At 38.6% G+C, this 24,983-nt stretch carries 25 protein-coding genes; 5 read left to right on the top strand and 20 right to left on the bottom strand.

Annotated elements, in window-relative coordinates:
• Nucleotide 1 precedes the first annotated feature (1 nt).
• The 11 genes from FHY47_RS08710 to gpr form a co-directional block, all read right to left on the bottom strand.
• Nucleotides 2–748: a 16S rRNA (uracil(1498)-N(3))-methyltransferase gene (locus tag FHY47_RS08710; RefSeq protein WP_066105259.1), complete on the bottom strand. Its 747-nt coding sequence runs from the start codon at nucleotides 746–748 to the stop codon at nucleotides 2–4.
• Nucleotides 749–950: 202 nt separating this feature from the next.
• Nucleotides 951–1,889 carry a 50S ribosomal protein L11 methyltransferase gene (prmA, locus tag FHY47_RS08715; protein ID WP_066105262.1) on the bottom strand — a complete coding sequence of 313 codons (939 nt, stop codon included), beginning with the start codon at nucleotides 1,887–1,889 and terminating at the stop codon, nucleotides 951–953.
• Between the two features lie 21 nt (nucleotides 1,890–1,910).
• Nucleotides 1,911–3,032 (bottom strand): molecular chaperone DnaJ, encoded by a 1,122-nt coding sequence (dnaJ, locus tag FHY47_RS08720; protein ID WP_066105265.1) that lies wholly within the window; start codon nucleotides 3,030–3,032, stop codon nucleotides 1,911–1,913.
• A 156-nt stretch (nucleotides 3,033–3,188) separates the two neighbouring features.
• Nucleotides 3,189–5,015 (bottom strand): molecular chaperone DnaK, encoded by a 1,827-nt coding sequence (gene dnaK / locus FHY47_RS08725; protein WP_066105268.1) that lies wholly within the window; start codon nucleotides 5,013–5,015, stop codon nucleotides 3,189–3,191.
• A gap of 42 nt (nucleotides 5,016–5,057) precedes the next feature.
• Entirely contained in the window at nucleotides 5,058–5,639 is a 582-nt protein-coding gene (grpE, locus tag FHY47_RS08730) for a nucleotide exchange factor GrpE (RefSeq protein WP_066105271.1), read from the bottom strand.
• Between the two features lie 63 nt (nucleotides 5,640–5,702).
• Entirely contained in the window at nucleotides 5,703–6,737 is a 1,035-nt protein-coding gene (gene hrcA / locus FHY47_RS08735; protein ID WP_066105273.1) for a heat-inducible transcriptional repressor HrcA, read from the bottom strand.
• A gap of 115 nt (nucleotides 6,738–6,852) precedes the next feature.
• Entirely contained in the window at nucleotides 6,853–7,983 is a 1,131-nt protein-coding gene (gene hemW / locus FHY47_RS08740; protein WP_148630184.1) for a radical SAM family heme chaperone HemW, read from the bottom strand.
• A 97-nt stretch (nucleotides 7,984–8,080) separates the two neighbouring features.
• Nucleotides 8,081–9,916 (bottom strand): translation elongation factor 4, encoded by a 1,836-nt coding sequence (lepA, locus tag FHY47_RS08745; protein WP_066105279.1) that lies wholly within the window; start codon nucleotides 9,914–9,916, stop codon nucleotides 8,081–8,083.
• Nucleotides 9,917–10,075: 159 nt separating this feature from the next.
• Nucleotides 10,076–10,408, bottom strand: a complete 333-nt coding sequence (locus tag FHY47_RS08750) for a DUF3679 domain-containing protein (protein WP_066105283.1) — start codon at nucleotides 10,406–10,408, stop codon at nucleotides 10,076–10,078.
• A gap of 25 nt (nucleotides 10,409–10,433) precedes the next feature.
• A complete protein-coding gene (spoIIP, locus tag FHY47_RS08755) occupies nucleotides 10,434–11,606 on the bottom strand; it encodes a stage II sporulation protein P (RefSeq protein WP_140462001.1) in 1,173 nt (390 codons plus the stop codon).
• Nucleotides 11,607–11,677: 71 nt separating this feature from the next.
• Nucleotides 11,678–12,769, bottom strand: a complete 1,092-nt coding sequence (gene gpr, locus FHY47_RS08760; protein ID WP_187393465.1) for a GPR endopeptidase — start codon at nucleotides 12,767–12,769, stop codon at nucleotides 11,678–11,680.
• Nucleotides 12,770–13,031: 262 nt separating this feature from the next.
• Between gpr and rpsT the strand changes: the two genes are divergently transcribed.
• Together rpsT and FHY47_RS19230 are read left to right on the top strand one after the other, a co-directional pair.
• The gene (gene rpsT, locus FHY47_RS08765; protein ID WP_066105290.1) at nucleotides 13,032–13,298 is read left to right on the top strand and encodes a 30S ribosomal protein S20; all 267 of its coding nucleotides are present in this window, start codon (nucleotides 13,032–13,034) and stop codon (nucleotides 13,296–13,298) included.
• Between the two features lie 45 nt (nucleotides 13,299–13,343).
• A complete protein-coding gene (locus FHY47_RS19230) occupies nucleotides 13,344–13,472 on the top strand; it encodes a hypothetical protein (RefSeq protein WP_262365985.1) in 129 nt (42 codons plus the stop codon).
• An 89-nt stretch (nucleotides 13,473–13,561) separates the two neighbouring features.
• On the opposite strand, the gene FHY47_RS08770 is transcribed toward FHY47_RS19230, so the two are convergent.
• Nucleotides 13,562–15,049 carry an MFS transporter gene (locus FHY47_RS08770; protein WP_140462000.1) on the bottom strand — a complete coding sequence of 496 codons (1,488 nt, stop codon included), beginning with the start codon at nucleotides 15,047–15,049 and terminating at the stop codon, nucleotides 13,562–13,564.
• 216 nt (nucleotides 15,050–15,265) lie between these two features.
• Here FHY47_RS08770 and FHY47_RS08775 point away from each other — a divergent pair, with 216 nt between their 5' ends.
• A complete protein-coding gene (locus FHY47_RS08775; RefSeq protein ID WP_066105291.1) occupies nucleotides 15,266–16,549 on the top strand; it encodes a glycoside hydrolase family 18 protein in 1,284 nt (427 codons plus the stop codon).
• 57 nt (nucleotides 16,550–16,606) lie between these two features.
• Here the strand turns inward: FHY47_RS08775 and holA are convergent, their stop codons facing one another.
• Nucleotides 16,607–17,611: a DNA polymerase III subunit delta gene (gene holA, locus FHY47_RS08780; RefSeq protein WP_077248089.1), complete on the bottom strand. Its 1,005-nt coding sequence runs from the start codon at nucleotides 17,609–17,611 to the stop codon at nucleotides 16,607–16,609.
• 311 nt (nucleotides 17,612–17,922) lie between these two features.
• Here holA and FHY47_RS08785 point away from each other — a divergent pair, with 311 nt between their 5' ends.
• Nucleotides 17,923–18,057, top strand: coding sequence for a YqzM family protein (locus tag FHY47_RS08785; RefSeq protein ID WP_066105296.1), 135 nt, complete (start codon nucleotides 17,923–17,925; stop codon nucleotides 18,055–18,057).
• 48 nt (nucleotides 18,058–18,105) lie between these two features.
• Here FHY47_RS08785 and FHY47_RS08790 read toward each other — a convergent pair whose 3' ends face one another.
• The 3 genes from FHY47_RS08790 to FHY47_RS08800 form a co-directional block, all read right to left on the bottom strand.
• On the bottom strand, nucleotides 18,106–20,439 hold the full coding sequence (locus FHY47_RS08790; protein WP_066105299.1) for a DNA internalization-related competence protein ComEC/Rec2: 2,334 nt from the start codon (nucleotides 20,437–20,439) through the stop codon (nucleotides 18,106–18,108).
• Nucleotides 20,408–20,977: a ComE operon protein 2 gene (locus FHY47_RS08795; protein WP_066105301.1), complete on the bottom strand. Its 570-nt coding sequence runs from the start codon at nucleotides 20,975–20,977 to the stop codon at nucleotides 20,408–20,410. Before FHY47_RS08795 ends, FHY47_RS08790 begins: the two co-directional genes overlap by 32 nt.
• Before the next feature lie 72 nt (nucleotides 20,978–21,049).
• Nucleotides 21,050–21,706, bottom strand: coding sequence for a helix-hairpin-helix domain-containing protein (locus FHY47_RS08800; RefSeq protein WP_077248068.1), 657 nt, complete (start codon nucleotides 21,704–21,706; stop codon nucleotides 21,050–21,052).
• Nucleotides 21,707–21,804: 98 nt separating this feature from the next.
• On the opposite strand from FHY47_RS08800, the gene comER reads away from it, so the two are divergent.
• Entirely contained in the window at nucleotides 21,805–22,635 is an 831-nt protein-coding gene (comER, locus tag FHY47_RS08805) for a late competence protein ComER (RefSeq protein WP_066105304.1), read from the top strand.
• Between the two features lie 107 nt (nucleotides 22,636–22,742).
• Here comER and FHY47_RS08810 read toward each other — a convergent pair whose 3' ends face one another.
• From FHY47_RS08810 to FHY47_RS08825, 4 genes are read right to left on the bottom strand one after another with little or no spacing between them, the layout of a single operon-like run.
• Complete coding sequence (locus FHY47_RS08810) at nucleotides 22,743–23,495, bottom strand: class I SAM-dependent DNA methyltransferase (protein ID WP_140461997.1); 753 nt, start codon at nucleotides 23,493–23,495, stop codon at nucleotides 22,743–22,745.
• Complete coding sequence (gene rsfS, locus FHY47_RS08815) at nucleotides 23,492–23,845, bottom strand: ribosome silencing factor (protein ID WP_066105311.1); 354 nt, start codon at nucleotides 23,843–23,845, stop codon at nucleotides 23,492–23,494. The genes FHY47_RS08810 and rsfS overlap by 4 nt, the downstream gene beginning before the upstream one ends.
• Nucleotides 23,846–24,418, bottom strand: a complete 573-nt coding sequence (yqeK, locus tag FHY47_RS08820; protein WP_140461996.1) for a bis(5'-nucleosyl)-tetraphosphatase (symmetrical) YqeK — start codon at nucleotides 24,416–24,418, stop codon at nucleotides 23,846–23,848.
• On the bottom strand, nucleotides 24,387–24,974 hold the full coding sequence (locus tag FHY47_RS08825; protein WP_140461995.1) for a nicotinate-nucleotide adenylyltransferase: 588 nt from the start codon (nucleotides 24,972–24,974) through the stop codon (nucleotides 24,387–24,389). The genes yqeK and FHY47_RS08825 overlap by 32 nt, the downstream gene beginning before the upstream one ends.
• Nucleotides 24,975–24,983: the final 9 nt, after the last annotated feature.

Raw genomic sequence — 24,983 nt, forward strand, 5'->3', positions numbered from 1 at the left:
TTCACCTCGCTAATTCTAATTGATAAGATATGGCTGACAATGCGTATAAAGGAGCAGTCTCTGTACGTAAAATACGCGGTCCAAGACTGCATGTTTGAAAGCCATTTTCTAAAAGTTGATTCACTTCCGCGGTATCCAAGCCGCCTTCAGGGCCAAATACCATTAAAAGAGACTGCCCTGGTACCATCCCTCTAATTGTTTTCGCCAATTGCGAAGATTCCCCTTGCTTAGCGTCTTCTTCATAAGCAACTAGCTTATAATCATAGCTTTCAGCAAGATCTAACAATCTGCGAATATCTACAGGATCGTAAACACTGGGTATTTCAGTCCGATGGGATTGTTCTGCAGCTTCCTTCGCTATTTTCCGAAGCCGTTCTGTTTTCTTTGCAGCTTTTTTAGAATCCCATTTTACAATAGAACGAGTTGCATTAAAAGGGATAAAGGTATTTGCACCCAATTCTGTCCCTTTTTGGATAATCAATTCTAGTTTATCCCCTTTAGGCAAACCGTTCACAATGGTAACTTGAATGGGCAGTTCTTTTGTTCCTTCTATCCAATCAATAATGCGGCCAGTCAGAGCTTTATCTTGAATGGATTCAATTTTGACGATTGCCGTTTTTTTATCAATAACTCCATAAAATGTATCACCTGGATTCATTCGCATGACCCGGGTCATATGGTGAAAATCATCTCCGGTTATCGTTACTTCAAATTGATTTTCTAATTTCTCAATAAAATATCTCTGCATGGCCTGCACCTTTCTATCCTTAAAATCAATAACGACTAAAGCATTATTGCGGCGGAAAAACGTTTAGGCGTCTGCCTAATAATCCCTCACGAAATTCCTGCCGTCCGCTAGAGTCCTTAACTTAAGTATAGTGGGAGTTTGAACTCCCACTATACTCTAACATCCACCTTGATGTGGTGATTTCACTTAAAACAAGTAATACTTATAATTTACGAGCTGTAATGGAGACCCAGTCTTCCATTGTCATGACATCCTCAATTACAAGTCCGGCTTTCTGAATAGCTTCTTCCACTTCCCGGCGTTTTTGCTGGATGATGCCGGAAGATATAAAGGTTCCGCCTGGTTTAAGCACTCTGGCTACATCTTCTGTACAACGTACAATAATTTCAGCCAATATATTAGCTACCACTATATCTGCTTCAAATTCAATTCCTTTTAAAAGGTCATTTTGTTTAATTGTAACTTTATCATGTACCTTATTTAATTTACAATTCACCCTGGCACTGTTCACAGCTACCTCATCCAGATCAAGCGCCAAAATAGACTCGGCGCCAAATTTAGCAGCAGTGATTGTAAGTACCCCTGAACCAGTCCCTACATCAATGACCTTCATCCCAGGTTTGACTGTTTTCTCAAGTGCTTGAATACAAAGTACAGTTGTAGGATGTGTACCTGTGCCGAATGCCATGCCTGGATCCAATTCAATAATTTTTTCGTCTGTATGAACCGGAGTGTATTCCTCCCACGTCGGAACGATTGTGACTTGTTCCGAAATCTTGACTGGATGGTAATACTTTTTCCATGCAGTGGACCATTCTTCCTCATTAACCTCACTGATGGTTACTTTATTATGACCTAGATCGATATCATATTTTATTAGATTATTGATAAGGTCCTTAATGCCATCTACTGTGTCACCAAGGAAACTTGTGACAGGGAGATAAGCTTTAATAAGTACGCCTTCTTCAGGAAAATCAGCAGGATTAAGTTGATAGATTTCTCCGAATACATTCTCCCTTTCACGAACCAATTCAAGCGGATCTTCAATCACTACCCCGCTTGCACCAGCCTCATGTAATATATTCGATATTGGTTCGATCGCTTCATTCGTTGTATGAATACATAATTCGGACCATTTCATTTTCTACCAACTCCTACCTGTTTATTCACCTTTGATTGCTCTTTTAACTTTCGAAAAAAAACCTTCATCATGTTCATCTAATTGTCCTTGACCACTGATTTCAGCAAATTCGCGAATTAATTCTTTTTGTTTATCGGATAATTTGGTTGGCGTTACAACTAAAATACGGATGTGCTGATCACCTTGACCATATCCTCTAACGTTAGGAACACCTTTTCCTTTTAAGCGGAAGCGAGTACCTGTTTGTGTTCCAGCCGGCACTTTCAGTTTCACTTTACCATGCATGGTTGGAACTTCAATTTCATCACCCAATGCAGCCTGTGCAAAGGTAATAGGCATTTCACAGTAAATATCGTCACCATCACGCTCAAAGAATTCATGCGGTCTGATTTGGAACACAACAAACAAGTCTCCCGGAGGGCCGCCATTAATACCAGGTTCACCTTTACCAGGAACACGTAATTGTTGACCATCATCAACACCTGCAGGTACTTTGATTTGAATTTTATTCCGTTTTTTCACAGAACCTTTACCGTGACAGGTAGCACATTTCTGCTTAATAATTTTTCCTGTACCACTGCAATGTTGACATACTCTGCGGTTCACAATTCGTCCGAATGGAGTATTTTGTTCTACATTTAATTGGCCTGTACCATTACAGTGAGAACATGTTTCCGGTTTTGTGCCAGGTTTTGCTCCTGACCCTTTACATGTATCACACTCTTCCTCTTTCGGTATTTCAATGGTCGTTTCTGTACCAAATACAGCTTCATCAAATGATAATGTCATTGTATATTGCAGGTCTGCACCTTGACGGGGAGCATTTGGATCTCTTCTTCCCCCTCCGCCAAAGAAAGAATTGAATATATCTTCAAAACCACCGAAGCCTTCGAAACCAGCTCCGCCTCCACCAAATCCCTGTGTTGGATCTTCGTGGCCAAATTGATCATATCTCGCTTTCTTTTGATCATCGCTTAACACTTCATAAGCTTCCTGGATCTCTTTAAATTTTTCCGTAGCATCTGCTGCTTTATTGAGGTCAGGATGATATTGCTTGGAAAGGCGGCGATATGCTTTTTTTATCTCATCCTTCGAGGCATTTTTGCCAACCCCCAACACCTCATAATAATCCCGTTTGCTCATTCCTCACACTCCTGATTCTATATAATCCGTCGTTTCACATAAAAATCATTGTACCACTTGACTAAGCTGCGGCGCAATATAAACAGAAAATGTCCAATTTGTTAAAAAAAGTCAAAGTCAAGGAGATCCTGACTTTGACTTTTTTACGTTCAATCATTATTTTTTGTCGTCGTCAACTTCAGTAAATTCTGCATCTACGACATCATCAGCCTTGCCCGCACCATCTTGACCTGGTTGTTGTTGCGCAGCTTGAGCAGCTTGCTCATAAAGTTTCACGCTAAGAGCTTGCACAATTTCCTGCAATGCTTCTTTTTTCTCTTTCATTTCAGCAAGATCATTCTTCTCAATTGCTGCTTTTAAAGCATCTTTAGCTTCTGTTGCTTTTTGAACTTCAGCTTCTTCTACTTTACCTTCAAGATCTTTTAATGTTTTTTCTGTTTGGAATACTAAAGCATCAGATTCGTTACGTAATTCAGCTTCTTCCTTACGTTTTTTATCTGCTTCTGCATTTTCTTCCGCTTCTTTAACCATGCGATCGATTTCTTCATCGCTTAAGCTTGTAGCTGATTGAATCGTAATCGCCTGCTCTTTATTTGTACCAAGATCTTTTGCACGTACATTAACGATACCGTTATTATCAATATCGAACGTTACTTCAATTTGCGGGATTCCGCGTGGTGCCGGTGGAATATCAGTCAATTGGAAGCGACCAAGCGTTTTGTTATCTGCTGCCATTTGACGTTCCCCTTGAAGAACATGGATATCTACTGCTGTTTGGTTATCAGCTGCTGTAGAGAAAATTTGAGATTTGCTAGTTGGGATTGTTGTATTACGGTCGATTAAACGAGTAAATACTCCACCCATTGTTTCAATACCAAGAGATAAAGAAGTTACATCAAGTAATACAACATCTTTAACGTCACCGGAGATAACTCCACCTTGGATTGCTGCACCCATAGCAACAACTTCATCAGGGTTTACCCCTTTATGAGGCTCTTTACCAGTTTCTTTTTTAATTGCTTCCTGAACAGCAGGAATACGAGTAGAACCACCAACTAAGATAACTTTATCAATCTCAGCCGGAGACAAGCCTGCATCACGAAGAGCTTGGCGAGTAGGTCCCATTGTTCTTTCTACTAAAGAAGCAGTGATTTCATCGAATTTCGCGCGTGTTAATGTTAAATCCATGTGCAATGGACCTGCTTCACCCGCAGTGATGAACGGCAAGGAAATTTGTGTAGATGTTACACCTGACAAATCTTTTTTCGCTTTTTCAGCAGCGTCTTTCAAACGTTGAAGAGCCATTTTATCTTTAGATAGATCGATTCCATTTTCTTTGCGGAATTCTTCGATTAAATATTCCATTACTGCGTTATCGAAGTCATCTCCACCCAAACGTGCGTCACCAGCTGTTGAGCGTACTTCGAATACACCGTCACCTAGCTCAAGGATGGATACGTCAAATGTACCGCCGCCAAGGTCGAATACAAGGATTTTTTGATCTTCTTCAGTTTTATCCAAACCATACGCTAATGCAGCAGCAGTTGGTTCGTTGATAATACGTTCTACTTCTAAACCAGCGATACGGCCAGCATCTTTTGTTGCTTGACGTTCAGCATCGTTAAAGTAAGCAGGTACTGTAATAACAGCTTTTGTTACTTTTTCTCCCAGGTATTCTTCAGCATAGGATTTTAAATATTGAAGAATAATCGCAGATACTTCTTGTGGAGAGTAATCTTTTCCTTCGATATTTACTGAGTAATCTGTACCCATATGGCGTTTGATGGAGCTGATCGTATTCAGGTTTGTGATAGCTTGGCGTTTCGCTACTTCCCCAACTTGACGTTCTCCGTTTTTAAATGCAACAACAGATGGAGTGGTTCTATTACCTTCTGGATTTGGAATAACTTTTGGTTCTCCGCCTTCTAATACGGATACACAAGAGTTGGTAGTTCCTAAGTCAATACCAATAATTTTACTCATTTACTTTTTACCTCCCATTAATTATGTAGCCTATGTGTTTGATTACTGATTCACTTTAACCATTGATGGTCGAATAACCCGGTCTTTTAATTTATAACCCTTTTGGAATTCTTCCACAATGATATTTGAACCGTATTCTTCGTTATTGTCCTGCATAATCGCTTGATGAACATGAGGGTCGAATTCTTGACCTACTGATTCGATTACCTCTACACCTTCTTCTTTCAAGGCAGATAAAATACTTGTTAAAACCATATTCATTCCTTGAAGAAGCGGTTTTGTTTCATCTGTTTCAGTTGTACTATTTATCGCCCTATCAAAATTATCTAAAGCAGGCAAAAGATTTGTTACAAGAGATTGAGCTCTATATTTTTGCGCTGCTTCAGCATCCAATTTAACACGGCGGCGATAGTTATCAAAATCTGCATAAAGACGAACATATTTTGCTTCAGCTTCCTGCAATTTCTTTTCTAGTTCAGCTACTTTGCTATCCCCATCATTTTCGGAAGCTTCCTCAACAGGTTCACTTGTTTCAGTGGTTTCCTCAGAGGCTGTATCATTCATTTTATTTTCTTCTGCTTCATCAAATATTTCTTCAATATTATCTTGATTTTTTTCAGACACTGCTTCTCACCTCCCTGAAAGTGTTGTTCTATATACGTTAAAGCAGTATTACTACTATTACCGTTACTTTTTATTTTGATACTGTTTTGTCAGCATCTCAGTTAAGTCATTCGCAAAAAATGACAATAAACTCATCACTCTGGAATAATCCATCCGAGTAGGTCCAAGAATAGCTATAGTTCCAAGATTCTCGTCTCCAATGGAGTAGGTAGTGCTGATAATACTGCAGTTTTCAAGCGCCATATTATTATTTTCGGTGCCTATTTTCACATTGATTCCTTCATGTGTTTTACTGACCAACTCATACAAGTCTCTTCCCTGTTCCATGATTTTAAAGATTGCCTTTACTTTTTCAATATCATGAAATTCAGGCTGGCTTAGCATATTCGCCTTACCGCCAAAGAAAAGTTTCTCGTTCTCCGGCAATTGCAGAGATGTTGCTAGCATTTGCAGAACCATATCATAATTTGTAATATGCTGTTTTAATAATACAGCTACTTCCCTGAAAATCTTATCTTTAAGCTGCACCAATGGTACACCGCTCAAGCGATCATTTAGGATATTTACCACTCTCTCCATTTCATTCATATCAAATCCTGGAGGAAGATAAATCATTTTATTTTCAACATGACCAGTATCCGTCACGATGATAGCAATTGCCTTATTTGTATCAAGCGGTACAATTTGGATTCGACGTAAGTGATTTTCTAAAACAGCAGGTCCAAGCATAATCGCCGTATAATTCGTAATTTCGGATAGTATGCCGGCAGAACGTTGCACTATCTTCTCTAACTCAAATAATCTCTCTTTAAAAACAGATTTAAGCTTAAGAACATCATCCTTTTGCAGCTGCTGAGGTGAAACAAGATGATCCACATAGTACCGATACCCTTTTTCAGAGGGAATACGCCCTGAAGAGGTATGTGTTTTTTCGAGATACCCCATTTCCTCTAAATCAGCCATTTCATTTCTGATTGTGGCAGAACTTAGCGAAATGCCTTCTTTTTTGGAAATATTTCTGGACCCCACAGGTTGGGCGGTAGAAATAAAATCATCGATGATCACCTGTAAAATTGCCAGTTGTCTATTTGTTAACATCGATAATCACCCCTGTTAGCACTCTTTACTACTGAGTGCTAAGTCTATAAATAAAGTAACAAAACCGTCGTTATGTGTCAACGGTTATGATTATGTTTTCTCTCTTATTTTTAAACTATAATAAAAATGCCTGGAACACTTCGTTCCCCATTAATTTACCCGGATGTGTCAGTCGGACTCTTCCGTTTACCAACTCCAATAACCCCTCTGAAACCATTCTTTTTATTGTTTCCCCAAATACGTCATTTATGTTTACAGAAAATCTCTTTTGGAAATGTTCCAGAGAAACTCCCTCCATTTTTCTAAGCCCCAAAAACATCTCTTCTTCCATTTGTTCCTTTCGCGTAACGGTTGCTTGCTCAACGATCGGCTTCCTGCCATCCTGAATAGCATTCATATATTTCTTTAGGGGTCCATGATTATGATAACGGACAGCATCGAGGTATCCATGAGCACCAGCACCAAGACCATAGTATTCTTCATTGTTCCAATATACGAGGTTATGCCTGCTTTCAAATCCTTTTTTTGCAAAATTTGAAATCTCATATTGATCGTAGCCCGCTTCTACTAAACGTTCCATGACATATTCATACATAGTAGCCTCAGCATCCTCACCCGGTAAGGATAATTTACCTTTATTGAGCATGATATAAAACACAGTCTTCGGTTCAATAATTAAAGAGTAAGCTGAAAAATGCGGAAGATTTAATTGTAAAGCGCGATCTACTGTATCCTCTAAATCACTGAGTGTTTGACCGGGCAAGGAATAAATCAAGTCAATGCTAATGTTGTCAAAACCTTCTTCTCTTGCCATATCAATGGTCTCATACACATCTTTGACATTGTGCGCACGGCCAATCTTTTTCAATAGTTCTTCGTTGAATGATTGAACACCCAGACTTAATCGGTTGACGCCTGCTTCCTTCATAATTCTCAATTTATCCTTTGACAAATCACCTGGATTGGCCTCAACTGTGTATTCATACCCTGGCGTAAGCGTAACTTTTTCTTTCATGGAAAATAACAATTGTTCCAGCTGCAGAGGTTCTAAAGCAGATGGAGTACCTCCCCCAATAAAAACAGTGGATAAGGGTTCATTTTGAGACAGATTATATAAATCCATCTCAGTCAATAATGTTTGGATATATTCATCCACCGGCTGGTTCTGAATAAAAAATTTATTAAAATCACAGTAGTGACATATTTGTGTACAAAATGGAATGTGGATATATAAACTTTTAACCAATTCCAACACCCCTTTCTAAGATCGAAAAAAAACGTTATATCTATCATAATAAAATAGAGGCCAGAACAAAAATGTCTGGCCTGCTTTTCTTACTATTTTATTTTTTTGAATTGGAGTCATCCATCTTCAGAACTGCCATAAACGCTTCTTGCGGAACTTCTACAGAACCAACTTGTTTCATGCGTTTTTTACCTTCTTTTTGTTTCTCTAATAATTTACGTTTACGTGAAATATCTCCACCGTAACATTTTGCAAGTACATTCTTCCTCATTGCTTTAATCGAAGAACGTGCAATGATTTTATTGCCGATTGCTGCCTGTATAGGCACCTCAAATTGTTGTCGAGGAATAAGCTCCTTCAACTTTTCTACAATAATTTTTCCACGCTCATATGCAAAGTCTCTATGAACGATAAAGCTCAATGCATCAACGGTTTCACCGTTTAATAAGATGTCCATTTTAACCAGTTTAGATTCTTGGTAGCCAATTAACTCATAGTCAAAAGATGCATATCCTTTTGTATTTGATTTTAATTGGTCAAAGAAATCATAAACAATTTCGGATAATGGCAGTTCATAAATGATAGTTACGCGGTTCTCATCAGCATATTGCATATCGATGAAATTCCCACGCTTCATTTGACAAAGCTCCATAATTGCACCGACAAAATCATTTGGTGCCATCAAGGTAGCTTTTACATATGGCTCCTCAATACTTTCAATCTTTTGCGGGTCAGGCATGTTAGATGGATTATCGATATTAATCTCACTGCCATCTGTCATCTTAACCTTATAAATTACGCTTGGTGCCGTTGTAATCAAATCAATATTAAATTCACGTTCAATTCTTTCCTGGATAATTTCCATATGCAATAATCCAAGGAATCCGCAACGGAAACCAAATCCAAGCGCCTGAGAGGTTTCTGGTTCATATTGCAAGGAAGAATCGTTTAGCTCCAGTTTTTCAAGTGCTTCACGTAAATCGTTAAATTTTGCTGTATCAATTGGATATAGACCGCAATAAACCATCGGATTCATACGGCGATACCCCGGTAATGGTTCTGTTGCTCCATTTTTAGCATTGGTGATTGTGTCCCCGACTTGTGTATCGCCGACATTTTTAATGGCAGCTGTCAGGAATCCAACATCTCCTACTGTTAGTTCATCGCATAGAGTTGCTTTTGGAGTATGGACACCCACCTCGAGAACTTCAAATTCCTTACCTGTCGCCATCATTCTGATCTTATCACCCGGTTTTACCGTACCCTCCATCACTCGAATGGATACGATGACTCCACGATATGCATCATAGATTGAATCAAAAATCAATGCTTTCAGAGGAGCTTCGGGATCTCCAGTTGGAGCAGGTACTTTTTCCGCAATTTGTTCGAGGATTTCTTCAATCCCGATACCAGCTTTAGCAGAGGCAAGAACAGCTTCAGATGCATCCAGCCCAATTACATCTTCAATCTCACCACGAACGCGTTCCGGGTCAGCACTAGGCAAATCTATTTTATTAATGATTGGCAAGATCTCCAAATCATTGTCTAATGCCAAATAAACATTGGCCAAAGTTTGCGCTTCGATTCCCTGTGCAGCATCGACCACTAGCACAGCACCTTCACAAGCTGCCAAACTTCTGGATACTTCATACGTGAAATCCACGTGTCCCGGAGTATCAATTAAATGGAAAATATATTCCTCGCCGTCTTTCGCCTTATATTTCAATTGAACAGCATTCAATTTGATTGTTATTCCGCGCTCTCTTTCCAAATCCATGGAATCAAGAAGCTGGTCTTTCATCTCTCTGGAAGTAAGAGCATTCGTTTTTTCTAATATTCTGTCCGCTAATGTCGATTTCCCATGGTCAATATGAGCAATAATCGAAAAGTTACGGATTTTACTTTGTCGTTTTAGCCGTTCCTGATTATTCATTCTGTTCACTCCTGTTACTTTCAAAACACAGATATTACTGATTATAGCAGAAATAAATTCAAACCGTAAACGGTTTAGGAGAAATGAGGGAATTAAATAGATAAATAAAGAAAGCTCGCGGAGTTTTAATCAGCTCCGTACGAGCTCGCTTGGATTATATTATTCATCTGAAATCATTCCTGCCATCCCTTTAAATAAACTTGTTAAGGTATCAGATATGCCTTTCCCTGCACTGGATAAAACATTAAATGCCTTCCATTCTTCCATTTCCTTTTTCTTTTCCTCCAGGTCAGTTGTCGAAACCTGATTTCCGAGAACCGTAGCGTTAATGTCTCCGTCATCCTGTTTATCAATTGTAAAGGCTTCATACATTTTTGGATCATCATATCCCTGCATTTTTTTCATATTTTGATTGGCCAGCTGCATTCCCAGGATGACCCCAAAGAGAAGGAGGAAAAGAAGCATACTTATTTTTAAAATAAATTTACCCATCTTGGCATTCTCCTTTATTTATTTCTCACTCTGCAGCATTTCCCTGTACTGGCTCGGCATCCCAATAATGCTCAGCTAATACATCAGCTAACACTTCCATTGAAGCATTTAATTCGTCCAATGTATTATCCACACCGCCAGCTTCAACTAACATGGCATTTCCGGATAAATCTTGATTAAACTTCCCATTCGTCCCCGCACCTCTTTTTTCAAAGACACCGCGACTTAAACCAGGATATTTTTCTGAAATTTTCTTGTGCATCTCCTCTGCCAACTTTAAGTTCTGTTCATAATTTGGATTTTCACCACCAATAATGAAGCATAATCTAGCATAAGCTTTTCCGTTAATTGAAATAGTCGTCACTTTTTTTCGCTGCGAATCACGGTGAACATCAATAAAATATTTCAAGTTTTTGTCGTTAGCCATAACCTCTTGGACAAGACTTCGCGATTGGCTGTATGAACTGCCATATTGCAGCCCTTTCTTGTTCAATATGGCATTAACATCTGTTTTATCTACCTTTGTCCCAATGCCTTTCGCTTCAAGCGACTTCTTGAGCTTCTCACCGACAAGCGTGACATTTGCTTTTGAATGAAAGGCAGAATTAGGATTTGTCACACCTTTTAATAAAGGAAGATACGATTCCCTTGTATGTGAGAAATAGATGTACATCACTTCTTCTTTCGTTTTCTGAGTACCAGCCTGTTCTGGTTTAACAGGTTCTTCTTCATCCACGATTTCCTCAGTCTCTGTATCTTTTTCCATAGCTTCCTCTGATGGAGGAGACTCAATTGGCATATTTGTGTAATTAGTACCCTCACCTGCCACTAAAATCTCCCCATCAAACAAGGAATATCCCGGTAGCTCATGTCCCAATAAACTCCGTGGATCATTTAATGAGATATTTGTCAGTGATTGGAAAATCTGCCTCGAAACAGACTCTGTCTCCTCTTCGGGGAATGATTGCAAAAAGTACTTATTCCCTTGCCCTAAATACTTATATAAAATTTTACCGGGAACTTGTCCAGTCGCTTCATTCACCGAATCTGAACTTGGTCGAAATTCTGGTTTAAGCGATGTCAATAATCCGGTTACCAAAAATATAAAAACCATCGTAACAAGTATAATCAGTATGAAACGAATGATGGTGGCTGCTTGAAGTGCAACTACGACAAAACTAGGTTTTTTTGCTTTCATGGTTCCACCCTTTCAGAAGCATTCTAGTAAAATGTATGCTTTGATAGAGTAACTAGAACCATACTCGGAGATTAATGTGTGTAATAGCCTGTATTATCTTGATTTATGGCCTCATGCAGAGCTGCATTCATACCATTGGCTATCAAGTTTGCCATTTCCTCTATGAATACATCCACTTCCTTAGGCGTAACCATCAAATTATGTCCCAAAGGAGCGAGCACTTCACGAATCAGCATTCTCTTTTCCTCATCGGATAGTGTGCCTACAATACCAAGAAATGTCTTTTTGTGCTCTTCTTCTGGTAAGTCTTCTTCTGTTAATTTACGTTTCTTTCCAAATGTCATCCCGGCCGGAGCAAGAGCTCGGCGAGGACGGTCTCCCTCTTTTAATTCACGTCCAAAATGCTTCAATATATAATCAATTGTATCAGAGGTAATCGATACAGCATCCACCACTGTTGGTACACCAATCGAGATAACTGGCACTCCTAATGTTTCCTTACTAAGTTCTTTCCGTTTATTGCCCACACCAGATCCAGGATGAATTCCGGTATCTGTAATTTGAATGGTAGTATTTACACGTTCAATAGAACGAGCTGCCAGTGCATCAATAGCAATGATGAAATCAGGATGAATATTGTCTACGATTCCTTTAATAATATCGCTGGTTTCAATTCCCGTCACACCCATAACCCCTGGTGAGATGGCACTGACCGGACGAAATCCTTCAGAAACAGATTCAGGCTGAAATTTAAACAGATGCCTAGTTACGATTAAATTATCCGTTACCGTAGGACCAAGAGCATCCGGTGTTACATGCCAATTTCCCAATCCTACAACAAGACAATGTGCATCTTTTTTTAATCCAACTCGGTCTATTAGATAGGCCAGTTGTTTAGCAAACACAACCTCGACTTTTTTTTGCAGCTCAGAATCCTGCTCACGAATTCCTTGAACTTCCAGTGTTATGTAAAAGCCAGGCTTTTTTCCTACCTGTTTTTCGCCTTCTTTCGTTATTTCAACATGCGATAATTTAATCCCATCCATCTCTCGCTCTTTAAAAATTACACCTCCGATATTCGATGTGTCCGGTGCGTCAGATAGCGGAATAGCCAGTTCCCTAGCCTCAATAGCCAAATCAGTCCTTATTTGATACTGACTCATATCTAAATCTTTATTCAAATGATTACCCCCATGAAATGATCTTTAGGAGCTATTTTCCCCGTATTTCTTTCTTCTCATTCTTTTAATATGTAAAGAGCTTTGTTTAAACAGAAAAAACTACTTATCACTATGGTTTTTTTTGATTTGATGCATCTGAGTATTGCATAAAGACATACATTTTGATAGAATATCATATGTTGTGAATGTTATTTGATTAGAATATCGAGTTGACATAATCTCGGTTCTTCTGGAGGTGAAAAGAATGGCTAATATCAAATCAGCTATTAAACGCGTTAAAACTAACGAAACTGCTAGAGCTAACAATATTGCTCAAAAATCTGCTGTACGTACAAACGTTAAAAAAGTAGAATCTGCAATTGCTCTTAACGATGCTACTGCTGCTAACGAATCTATCGTTGCTGCTGTTAAAGGACTAGATAAAGCTGCAACTAAAGGCTTAATCAGCAAAAATGCTGCTGCTCGTAAAAAATCTCGTCTTATGAAAAAAGTAAACAAGTTGAACGCTTAATGAAACGTACCCTCTAGAGGGTCGTTTTTTTTTGTGTGATTTATTATGAGAATATGGATTATTTCATTGATGGGAAATCACTTTAGAGATGATTACCAGTTGAATTTTGGGAGCTTGAACGAAATTAGTACACAACAGAAAGCTGCAGGAGCAGCATTGCAGCTTCCATTTTAACTTTTATAAAGACGAACCCTGTATAACACCCTCACTTTTTCAGGCCTAAAAAAAAGGAGCCTGATAGCTCCTTCCGATAAAAACTCTATTTAGCCTTCAACACTGTCTTCTACAGTATCTGTTTCCGGTTGCTTTGCCTGCATATATATTACTGTTGCACAAACTAGTAATAAGATTCCAATTAAGCTAAATTGCGTGGATATAGAAGCTGGTATTAATCCGAGACCTGATGATCCGGCAACAACCCCTAATGAAAATAACGCATAAAAATATCCATATGCCTTCCCGCGCATCCTTTTAGTAGTCGATTGAACCAATAATGAATTTACGGCAGGAAATAAGAAAGCAAACCCAATCCCGTATAAAACCATTATAGAATAAAGAACCATTAGCTCACTTGATTGCCCCAGTAAAACTTGGCTGATCCCCATACATGCTAATCCAATCGAAAAGCTAACCAAGGGCGGAATTCGATCAAAATATTTATTCGTCGGCAGAATAAATATAGCAACAGCAACCAATCCAAATATACTCATTAACGTACCGCTTAATCTTGAACTATAACCTAATACATCAATGTGCAAGGGCAGCAAATACGCAAGTGCCCCTTGTGAAAACATTAAAAAGAATGCTCCGGTGTAGGCTTGGAGTATCCCTTTATTAAAGATAAGTTTTCCCCTCTTCTCCGTCTTATGCTGTTTCGATTCAGAATGAGTTCTCAAAAACAACAATGTTGCAAGCAAAAGAATAATTCCACACGCAGCAATGGTCGTAAAAACAAATGGCACAGATGTCCTGCTAGCCATAATACCGCCATATGCAGGACCGCAAATAGCTGCGATTCCAATAAATGAACCTGTCACAGCACTTTGGCTGCCTTTCTTCTTACTATCCATTTGGTTAGCTAAGTACGTAAAAGCAGCAGGTACAATTAATCCACCAAGGAAGCCATGGAGGAAACGTACGATGATCAGTTCAGGTACATCATTTACAAAATTATAAAGCAGTAAAGAAATGCTCGTCATAAGCAAGCCTGTACAAAGTACAATAAAAGATCCATATTTATCCGTAAAAATCCCAGACAATATATTCCCAAAAGTATTCGTCAATGAATACATTCCCACAACAATCCCTGCAATCATTACACTTGCGCCAAGCGAAGTAGCATATGTACTCATAACTGGTAGCTGTGTAAATAAATCGATAAACGTAAACATGATAATGGCATATACAATCCACAGCTTCGGTAAGGGTTTTACATCGTACAATGATTGATGCTTTTTCAGCCACACATCAAAACAAAAATTACCGAATGGGATGAAAGCAACAAGGAAGGCTAACAGAGACCAGCCTATTTTCCACTGTATTCGAATTTGAGTATAAATAATGGAAGCTATATATCCAATAAATATCCCACCGTGGATTGAACCCGCAAGAGTAACGGCAAAGGGTAAATCTGCCCAGTATTTAAGCGGCATGGCTATGCCCAATAATAAAAGCAGTGAGATACCATCCAGTATTCCCGTAATCCGTAGTATGGTAATGGGATGCAATCCCTTATACTTCTTATTTAACACAATTTCACTCCTCTATGATGCAACAAACTTCACATTTAAATTATAGTCTATTTTTTATACCAAATTAATTCGAATAGCAAACTTCCATGTTCTAAATATGAACAAATAAAGAACTTTCTATTTTATCCTCTTGCATAGACCAATATCCATTTTGGTTATTCTTATTCCTTCCTCTACATACATTTAATATAATTAGCCACCGAAAGGAGAAAAGAAATGCAAATACATGTTGTCAGACAAGGAGAGAGTATCTATTCCATTGCGCAGACCTTTAATACTACTCCTGAACAAATTATCTCTTCAAATCAATTAGAAAATCCAAATGATTTGGTTATAGGTCAGGCACTTGTTATTCCGATTACAGGGAGCTATTACTTTGTGCAACCAGGAGATAGCCTATATACAATTGCCCGGAGGTTTGGAAGAACTGCTCAAGAAATTGCAGAAGTAAATAATATTTCATTAAACACACCATTAACTGTAGGATTAAGGCTGTATATTCCTCCAATCCCTAGACGTGAAGCTGAATTTAATGCCTATGTGGAACCAAGAGGAAATACTGTTTCTCCCAATCTGGAACGAGAAGCAAGAATTGCAGTACCTCACCTTACATACTTATCACCGTTCAGCTATCAAGTTCAACGCGACGGTACGCTAAAACCGCCTCTATTAGGTGAATTTCCGGCCATAGCCAGGAGCGCGAACAATGTACTGGTCATGGTTGTGACAAATTTAGAGAATGATGCGTTCAGCAGTGAACTCGGGGAGGTTATTTTAAACAATACGGATATCCAAAATAATTTGCTTTCCAACATTGAAGATACTGCCAAAGCTCAAGGATTTAGAGATATTCATTTTGATTTTGAAAGTCTTAGAGGGGAAGATCGGGAGGCTTATACAAATTTCTTACAAAAAGCAAAGGAAAGATTTTCACCGCAAGGCTGGCAGGTTTCAATTGCGCTGGCTCCAAAAACAAGCGCCACCCAAACGGGCAAGTGGTATGAAGCACATGATTACAAAGCACAGGGTGCAGTTGTAGATTGGGTCCTCATTATGACCTATGAGTGGGGTTACAGCGGTGGGCCAGCTCAGGCTGTATCTCCTATAGGACCTGTTCGCCAGGTGCTTACCTATGCGATTTCAGAGATTCCATCACGTAAAATTATGATGGGGCAAAATCTGTATGGCTATGATTGGACACTCCCCTTCGTACAGGGTACTACAGCCAGAGCGCTCTCCCCTCAGCAGGCCATTGATCTGGCACGACGTAATAACGTACCAATTCTTTATGACAATAATGCTCAGGCACCCTATTTTAGATACAGGGATGCCGAAGGAAGAGAACACGAGGTATGGTTTGAGGATGCTCGCTCCATACAGGCAAAATTTAATCTACTAAAGGAATTAAATCTTCGGGGGATGAGTTATTGGAAATTAGGATTATCGTTTCCGCAGAACTGGCTCCTAATAGAAAACAACTTCACAACCATTAAAAGATAGGATTACAAAAAAGGTATCATGCACTCGCCATGATACCTTTCGTTTTACCAGGTACTGTTATGATTTTAATATAAATAGCTCTAAAAGGATTTCTTTGTCTCCGGCACCGCTCTTCATTTTATAGTCCAGCTCTGCCAATTCAGAGAGAGCACGCATCAATTTCATTTCTGTAAAATCATTCACACGCTTCAGTGCAAGTTTTACCGGATAAGGGCTCATTTTTAATTTAGATGCTATTTGCTGGGCATTGTAGCCCTGTCCTGATAGTTTTTTAACCTGAAGTATAATCCTGTATTGCCGTGCAATGGCTGCTAATATACGAATTGGCTCTTCCTTTAAAATCAGAAGCTCTTTATATAACTGGATAGCTTCTTTTTTTTGGCCATTCATAATATAATCGACCAAATCAAATACATTTTGGTCAAAGGTCTTGGGAACAAGTTTATTTACCATTGCCTTGTCAATTTCCTGTTCGACCGTCGCATACAAAGCGAGCTTTTCTAACTCACTTGCAGCCATCATTAAGTGATTCCCCGTCAGAGATAATAAAGTTTCTACCGCCTCAGGTGTAATTTTCACTCCTAAGGATTTAGCGTTGGCAGTGATCCATTTAGATAATTCCTTTTCGTATAGCGGTTTCGCTTCCAAGACTGCAGAATTTCTCTTTAATTCCTTCGTTATTTTCTTACGCTCGTCCAGCTTTGGATATGGAGCTATAAAGATGGCAATTGATGTCGGTGAAGGATTAGCCAGATAGCTTTCCAATCTTTTTAGATCATGCTCAACCTTTTCCTTCTTTCTTTCGGCTGTCAAAAATATGGGATTATGTAATATAACAACCCTGCGCTCCCCGATAAACGGTAAGGTTTCCAATTCCTCGATTGCCAACTCTACAGGTGTTTCCTCCAGATCAATAGTAGCCAAATTAAACTCTGCTTCATCCTCTGATAAAGCATGCTCGCAGATTAAAGCCTTTGTTTTTTTTATAAAATACTCTTCTTCGCCAAATAAAAGGTAGACAGGACTAAACCGTTTACTTTTAATTGTATTCCATAAATCCATTACCAATATAATCGCCTCTGTTTATAAATTCCTTCTTTCATCCTAATCCCCACCATCAATTTTGACAAGTCTTTCAAGAGGAACCGGAAAAAATAACCGGTTCCCAGAATCTATATCAACGCCTTCTTGCCGGACCCGGGATACCTAACAAAAAAGCGAAAAAGCGCTATAGATCAGTTACCATTTAAATGACTCTTTCATGTACTGAAATGTTTATTTGGAAAATAGCAGGATAATAATTATATAAATTTGGAGATTGTGGATTTTTTTTACTAAATGTTCTATGATAAAAGAGGTCGGGGGGTGGATTAATGAACGAGTTTGAAAAGAATGTACAATCAAAAACAAATGACGTATCAGATTCCATCATGGGATTTGTTGTATCATTTGGTTTTTTCGCTACCATGTTTATTATTGCCATGGTCATCCAATTAATCGGTGCATAGTTCATTTTTTCAAGCGGCCTCATGGCCGTTTTTCATTTCTTACACATACTATGGACTTTGAATAGAAATCGTTCCATCTTTTTTGTTCGTATACGTATATTGAATACTGCCCTGTAAATCTGTTCTGTAAATAATAATATTTTCTTTATCAAGCAAATGAATGACTTCCTCATGTGGGTGGCCAAAACGATTATCTCTTCCCGATGAAATGACAGCTATTTTAGGATCTACCTCTCTTATAAAATCTATTTGGGAAGAGTTTCTGCTGCCATGGTGTCCCACTTTTAAAATATCAGCCCTTAGGTTCATTTTATTTTGCAAAAGCTTGTCTTCTCCGAGTTCACCTAAATCTCCAACAAATAACCAATCTACCTGATTAATACTTGCTTTTATAACAATTGAAGACTCATTCTTTTCCTCCACTTTCTCTACTGGCGATAAAATGGTAAATTTAGCATCTCCCGCAGTCCACCCCATTCCTGCTTGAACCTCTTTAACGGGGATTTTCTGATCAATCGCTTCCTTTATTACTTCCGTCTCTCTAAACTCCTTACGCTGTTCAAATGGTATCAATATCTCACCAATCTTCAATTCCTCAACAATGGCTCTTGCTCCTCCGACATGGTCCTGATCAGCATGCGTAAGGATTAGTTTATCAATGACTTTAATTCCTTTACTTTTTAAAAATGGTAATATAGTATCTTTTCCAGGATCGAACTGGCTATTATGTACTGCCCACTCCTCCTTTCCAAACAGAGTGGCTCCACCTGTATCAATAAGATATGTTCCATTATCACCAGGTAATTGAATGAACGTTGAATCCCCCTGCCCTACATCTATAAAGGTTATCTCTCCATTTCCTGAAAAAAACTGACTGTTATATTGATAAAAGAGCATTAAAATCGTGATTAGACACGTATTAAACAGGTGTTTCGAGCGGATTTCTATTCCAATAAGAATAGAGATAAAACAAACCACAATACATACCATTACCAGTTTGGATGGCTTACCAAATATAAGAGTGGAGGAGGGCAAGGCAGACATAAGCTCTGTAGATTTCTCCAATAAAGAATAAATAAAATTGAGCATCAGCAATCCCGGCTCAACAAGAATTTCAAGGATTATCAGCAAATAAACACCAATGGTTAAAGGAAATAATAAATAAGTAAACAACGGTACATAAAGTAAGTTAGAAATAAAACTAATGAGGGAAATTTCATAAAAATGATAGATGATGATTGGCGTGGAGATGATTTGGCATATTGCCGTCATAATAAAAAGACTGAAAACAGGTGAATGCGGCGATTTTTGAAGGATTTTTGTTGAAAGTATTAACCCATAAGTCAGCAAAAAGGATAACTGAAAACCGATATGGAAAATTTGATACGGATTAATAAGTAGATATCCCATTAGACAAATCGTTATTGTTTTAAAAGCTGTCAACCGCAGTCCGATAAACTGACCAAACATAAATATGGAAGCCATCATGCATGCTCTGACAATCGAAGCAGACAATCCGGTGATGACCGCATAAAAAGGAAGTAAACAAGCTAGCAGCAAAAAGGTTTGCCTCCGAGTAAAGCCGATTCTTAAGAATCCATAAAATAAAATAGCAGCCACTAATGCAACTTGCATCCCTGACAAAGCCAAGATATGGACAATCCCCAGTTTCTTAAATTGGTTATACATATCCTCTGATATACCACTTTGTTCACCAAATATGAGTGCTTTAGTAAAGCTGCCAGCGGTTCCTAAGTATAAATGATCAATCCGCTTAATTTCCCGCTCTCTCATTTGTGCCAGTTTTACAAACAAATTGCGGCTATCTTTGGATATATCTTCTTTATTTTCGATTTCCAAAATCCAATGCGCTCTATTAAACCTTAGATAGGTTCGAAAATCAAATCCATTCTCGACCGTTGCACGAGTTGGTTTTGTCAGATTTCCGTTTACGCGAAAGGACTTTCCCGTTAGAATCGTATTTTTTAAGACATTTGCCTCCTCTTCATTGTTAATCCGGTAAGTAATCCATATTTTCTCGTTATCTGAGAGTTCAGCAAGACCACTAACCCGGTCCCCTTTAATCTGGGGATAGGATGTAAAATGGATTAAAAGCTGAGTTTCAGCCCCGGTCAACTGGCTGGTATTTGAACGATCCCAAAAAAAGCTATGGACACAAAATATTGAAAAGATAATATACAGGAGAATCGATTGCTTAATTGGAAATTTGTTTAGAATGTAACAAAATACGAGGACTATTAGCAGAAGAAAAGTTTTACTTAAGTAAATGGGTGCTGTAATCCCTGAAATAGCAATTACAGCACTATAAAATAAAAATCGGTTGCTCATATCAGTCAAATTGCGGAAATAAACTTGCTGCATCTTTCAGATAGCGTGCAAGATCAGATTCAGAAGCTCCTCTTTCTTTTAGCTCATTAATAAGCTCCATGACAAAATTCATTTTCTTTTCATCATGGAAATCAACCCACTTTTCATCAACAATCACCTGTTTAACACGCACACCTGCCTGTTCAAATAATTCTTCAGCATATGGATGATTCTTATAGGATTCGGCATAATAGATTGTTTTAATTCCTGCTTGAATTAAGGCTTTACAGCATTGCAAGCAAGGGAAATGAGTAACATAAATCTCAGCCCCCTCAGTTGGTACACCAAATTTAGCACATTGCAACAAGGCATTCATTTCAGCATGGATGGTTCGAACGCAATGGTTATCAATAACATAGCATCCTTCGTCCACACAATGCACACCTCCAGCAATTGATCCGTTATACCCGCCGGCAATAATGCGATTATCCCTTACGACTGTCGCTCCAACCATTAACCTTGTACATGTGCTTCTTAATGCAAGTAAGTGGCTTTGCGCCATAAAATACTGATCCCATGAAATACGTTCCATTTCTCTCTCCTCTTTCAATGAACTTTCCTTCACTTTAACAAGAATTGTATCCTTCCTACAACTATTCTTTTCTTACTTAACAGTTATTAATTCCCTGAGCTTTTCAAATGTTTTATCACCTATGCCTGTAACTTCCTTCAAATCTTCAATCGTTTTGAATGATCCAAGTTCTTCCCGTTTTTGTAAAATCGCTGTCGCTTTACTCGGACCGATTCCCGGAAGTTCCTGCAGTTCTTCAGATGTTGCTTTATTCAAATTAATTGTACCATCCCCCTTGGCCGCTGAGACTGTATTCCCTGAACTTTCCCCAGCTGTATGATTAGAAGCCTCTGCTGTCTCACCCTTGATTGGGATATAGATGACCATTTCATCCTCTACTAATTGCGCCATATTCACTTGCTTACTATCAGCCCCATTTTTCAATCCACCTGCTTTTTGAATGACATCCGTTACTCGATCCCCCTTCAAAAATTCATATACACCAGGTTTTTGAACGGCACCCTTCACATCAACCTTATAAGTAGCACTCACCTCAGGTTCTGCCACCAGTTTTTCCGTATCTTCATTCTTTTTTTCTATTGCACTCTCCTCCGTCCAATTTATTTCACTTTGTTCGATTTGCCCATCTTCAGATTGCATATTCCAAAAGAAGAGTGCAGCACAGGCTACGCCTGCACCTGCTAGTAGGATTCCATTTCGCCTGATAAACTGTACGATTTTCTCATTCATTTAATTTACGCTCCTCTTCATATTTGATATTTACTTGCATAAATTTGTTATAAGGAATAGTGGATATCGTGATATTTATCCAATAAGGAGGATTTATAATGATTACCGGCATAATTGGCACAGGTAATATGGGAACCATCTTAATTCAAAGTTTAATTGGGTCTTCGGCCGTTGCAGCAAAGGATGTAATCATCATGAACAGGACTAAACACAAAGCCCAATCCCTGGCTGTTGAATTACCAGGAATCCATACAGCACACACAAGTATTGAACTTGCAAAACAAGCGGATTTAATCTTTTTATGTGTAAAGCCGCATGAAATGTATCCATTAATTGAAATTCTTGAACCTCATCTAAGTTCGGATAATTGCATTGTTTCCATCACAAGTCCAATCTCCATCAAACAATTGGAAGCTGTCGTCCCCTGCTCATGCGCTAGATTTATTCCATCTATTACCAATCGTGCCTTGGCAGGCGCAACACTGCTGACATTTGGTGAATCCTGCAGTCCATATTGGCGGAACCAACTTCAGCAGATGGCAGCAGCAATTTCAAAGCCGCTCGAAATCGACAACAAATATACCAGAGTATCCTCAGATATTGTTAGCTGCGGTCCGGCTTTTTTTAGTTTTATTGCAAGAAACTTTATCGAAGCTGCGGTTGATCATACGGGAATAAGCACTGAAGAAGCCACCCAGCTAACCGAATCAATGCTGATTGGGCTCGGTGAATTATTACGTCAGCAGCATTTTTCATTGCCTGCTTTGCAAGAAAAGGTGTGTGTGAAAGGCGGTATTACAGGTGAAGGTATCAAAGTGCTGGAAAGTGAATTAGGTGAGGTTTTTAGTCATGTTTTTCAGGCTACGCATCGAAAATTTGAAGAGGATTTAAAGGGAATTGAAAATCAGTTTGGGGTTTCATATCATTAATTCTAATCATATTATAAAAGTCCTTTACGAAAACAAAGGTATTTATGAAAACATTGTGTCAACATAACTAAAAAACCAGGAAAATCACGTTTCCTGGTTTTTTTACATTATTTCCTTTTACAAACAAAGAAGATTCGATCGGCCTCATCAAGGGAATTTCCTCCGAAGTCACCCATCAGTTCCACAAGCTCAAATCCAATCTCATCAAGCCAAGTTTTATACATATCGATCGGGTATGTACGTTGAAAATGATCTTCATCAAACCGGTTATACGCATCAAGCTCATGATCATAAACATAGAAAGTCAACTCATGTACGACACTGTGAGGAATATCTGTCCCTTTCCACGCATTCCAGATATAGGAAATATCATCTCCATTATCTGCATAGGTTTGATCACTAAAAAAAGTGGACATTTTTTTCACAGAATGAACATCAAAGATAAATAAACCATCCTCTTTCATATGGTTCAAAACACCTTTAAAAGTATCCTTTACATCATTCTCATCACCAAGATAATTTAATGAGTCACAAAAGATGACAACTATATCATATAGATTCAATCCTTCTAAAGCTCGCATGTCCTGGTGATAAAACGGGATGTCATGCTGATTCTCGCTTGCTTTTTGAATTGCCACAGCCAGCATTTCTTCTGATAAATCAACGCCGGTTGGCTGGAAGCCTGCTTCTTTCAAACGAATAGCAAGCTCACCAGTCCCACATCCAATATCAAGAATTGATTTTTCATTTAATTGATATTTTCGGGCAATTTTTTTTACAAACTCAACCCATTCCTGATAGGGAGCATCTTTCATTAAGTAATCATAAACATAAGCAAAGTTTTGATAACTTACATTCATATATTAAGTTCCTGCAATGATACTTCTGGGGCATCTCCCCATAATCTTTCCAATTTATAGTATGAACGATCATCTTTATGGAAAATATGCGCTACAACATCGCCCATATCAACTAGAACCCAACGGGCTTCATCAAAGCCTTCCATTCGGCGGACTGTCGCTCCGTTTTCTTCGACTTTTTCCTTCATTTCGCGTGCAATTGCTTGTACTTGTTTGTCTGAGTTACCGTGGCAAATAATGAAGTAATCAGAAATCAACGAAATTCCCTTCATATCCAAAACGAGAATCTCTTCTGCTCTTTTGTCATCAGCTGCTTTTGCAGCTACCTCTAATAATTCTTTACCATTCATTTAATTGTTCCTCCCTATCTGCTCTGCAAGATCGTTATAGGCATGGAAGGTATCCGGATAGATTGTTTGATTTTTTTTAATCAAAAATGTGATTGTATTTCCCATTGCCTGAAGCACAGCTTTATCCAGGCTTAGTAAGGACAACGCTCTCACTTCATCTACTCCAGGGAAACTTCTCCCAGGCTCTATATAATCAGCCAAATAAATGATCTTATCAAGCATACTCATTCCGACACAGCCCGAAGTATGGTTTTTGATTGCTGAAAGGATTTCTTCATCATGAAGATTTGCTTCTTTCTTAACTAAAACCGCTCCAACCGGTGCATGCCATAATTCAGTATTATATTCCAATAAATCCTGCGGTAATTGCTCATTCTTAATGATTTGTTCCATCTCATCCAGAGGACGATATTTGGCATAATCATGGAAGATTGCTGCCAATTTAGCTTTCTCTATATCTGCACCGTACCGTTCTGCCAATTCCTGAGCACTTTCCAATACACCCAATGTATGAATATATCGTTTATCAGGTAATTGCTGCCTAACGATTTCCAATGCTTTTTGTTGATCCATATAACTGATTCTCCTCAATATATATCTTTACCGCATCAGGAACCAAATATTTGATTGTCTTCCCATTGCTTATTTTTTCACGAATCCACGAAGAGGAAACAGCGATTTCCGGAATATCCACCAATGTGACAGGATAGGATGTCTCAGTACTGTAACCAGGGCGTTTAACACCTGTAAAGCGGACTAATTCACTCAATTCATCTATTTGTTTCCACTTCGGTAAATATTCAATCATATCAGCACCGATAATGAAATAAATTTCTGAGTTTGTATCCCGTTCTTTCAGGAGTTTAATGGTATCTATCGTATATGATGGCCCATTTCTTTCCCATTCTATTGTATCAATCGTAAAACATGGATTACTACCGATTGCTAATGTAAGCATATCCAAGCGCTCTTGATTAGACGTTGAAGTTTTGGTTTTATGCGGGGGCACATTATTAGGCATAAAACGTACCTCATCCAAATCTAATTGCTCCCTAACCTCATTTGCAATAATTAAATGACCGATATGAGGGGGATCGAATGTTCCGCCTAAAATACCAATTTTTTTCATATAGTGTGC

Source organism: Bacillus sp. E214, assembly GCF_008087365.1.
Lineage (GTDB): Bacteria > Bacillota > Bacilli > Bacillales > Pradoshiaceae > Pradoshia.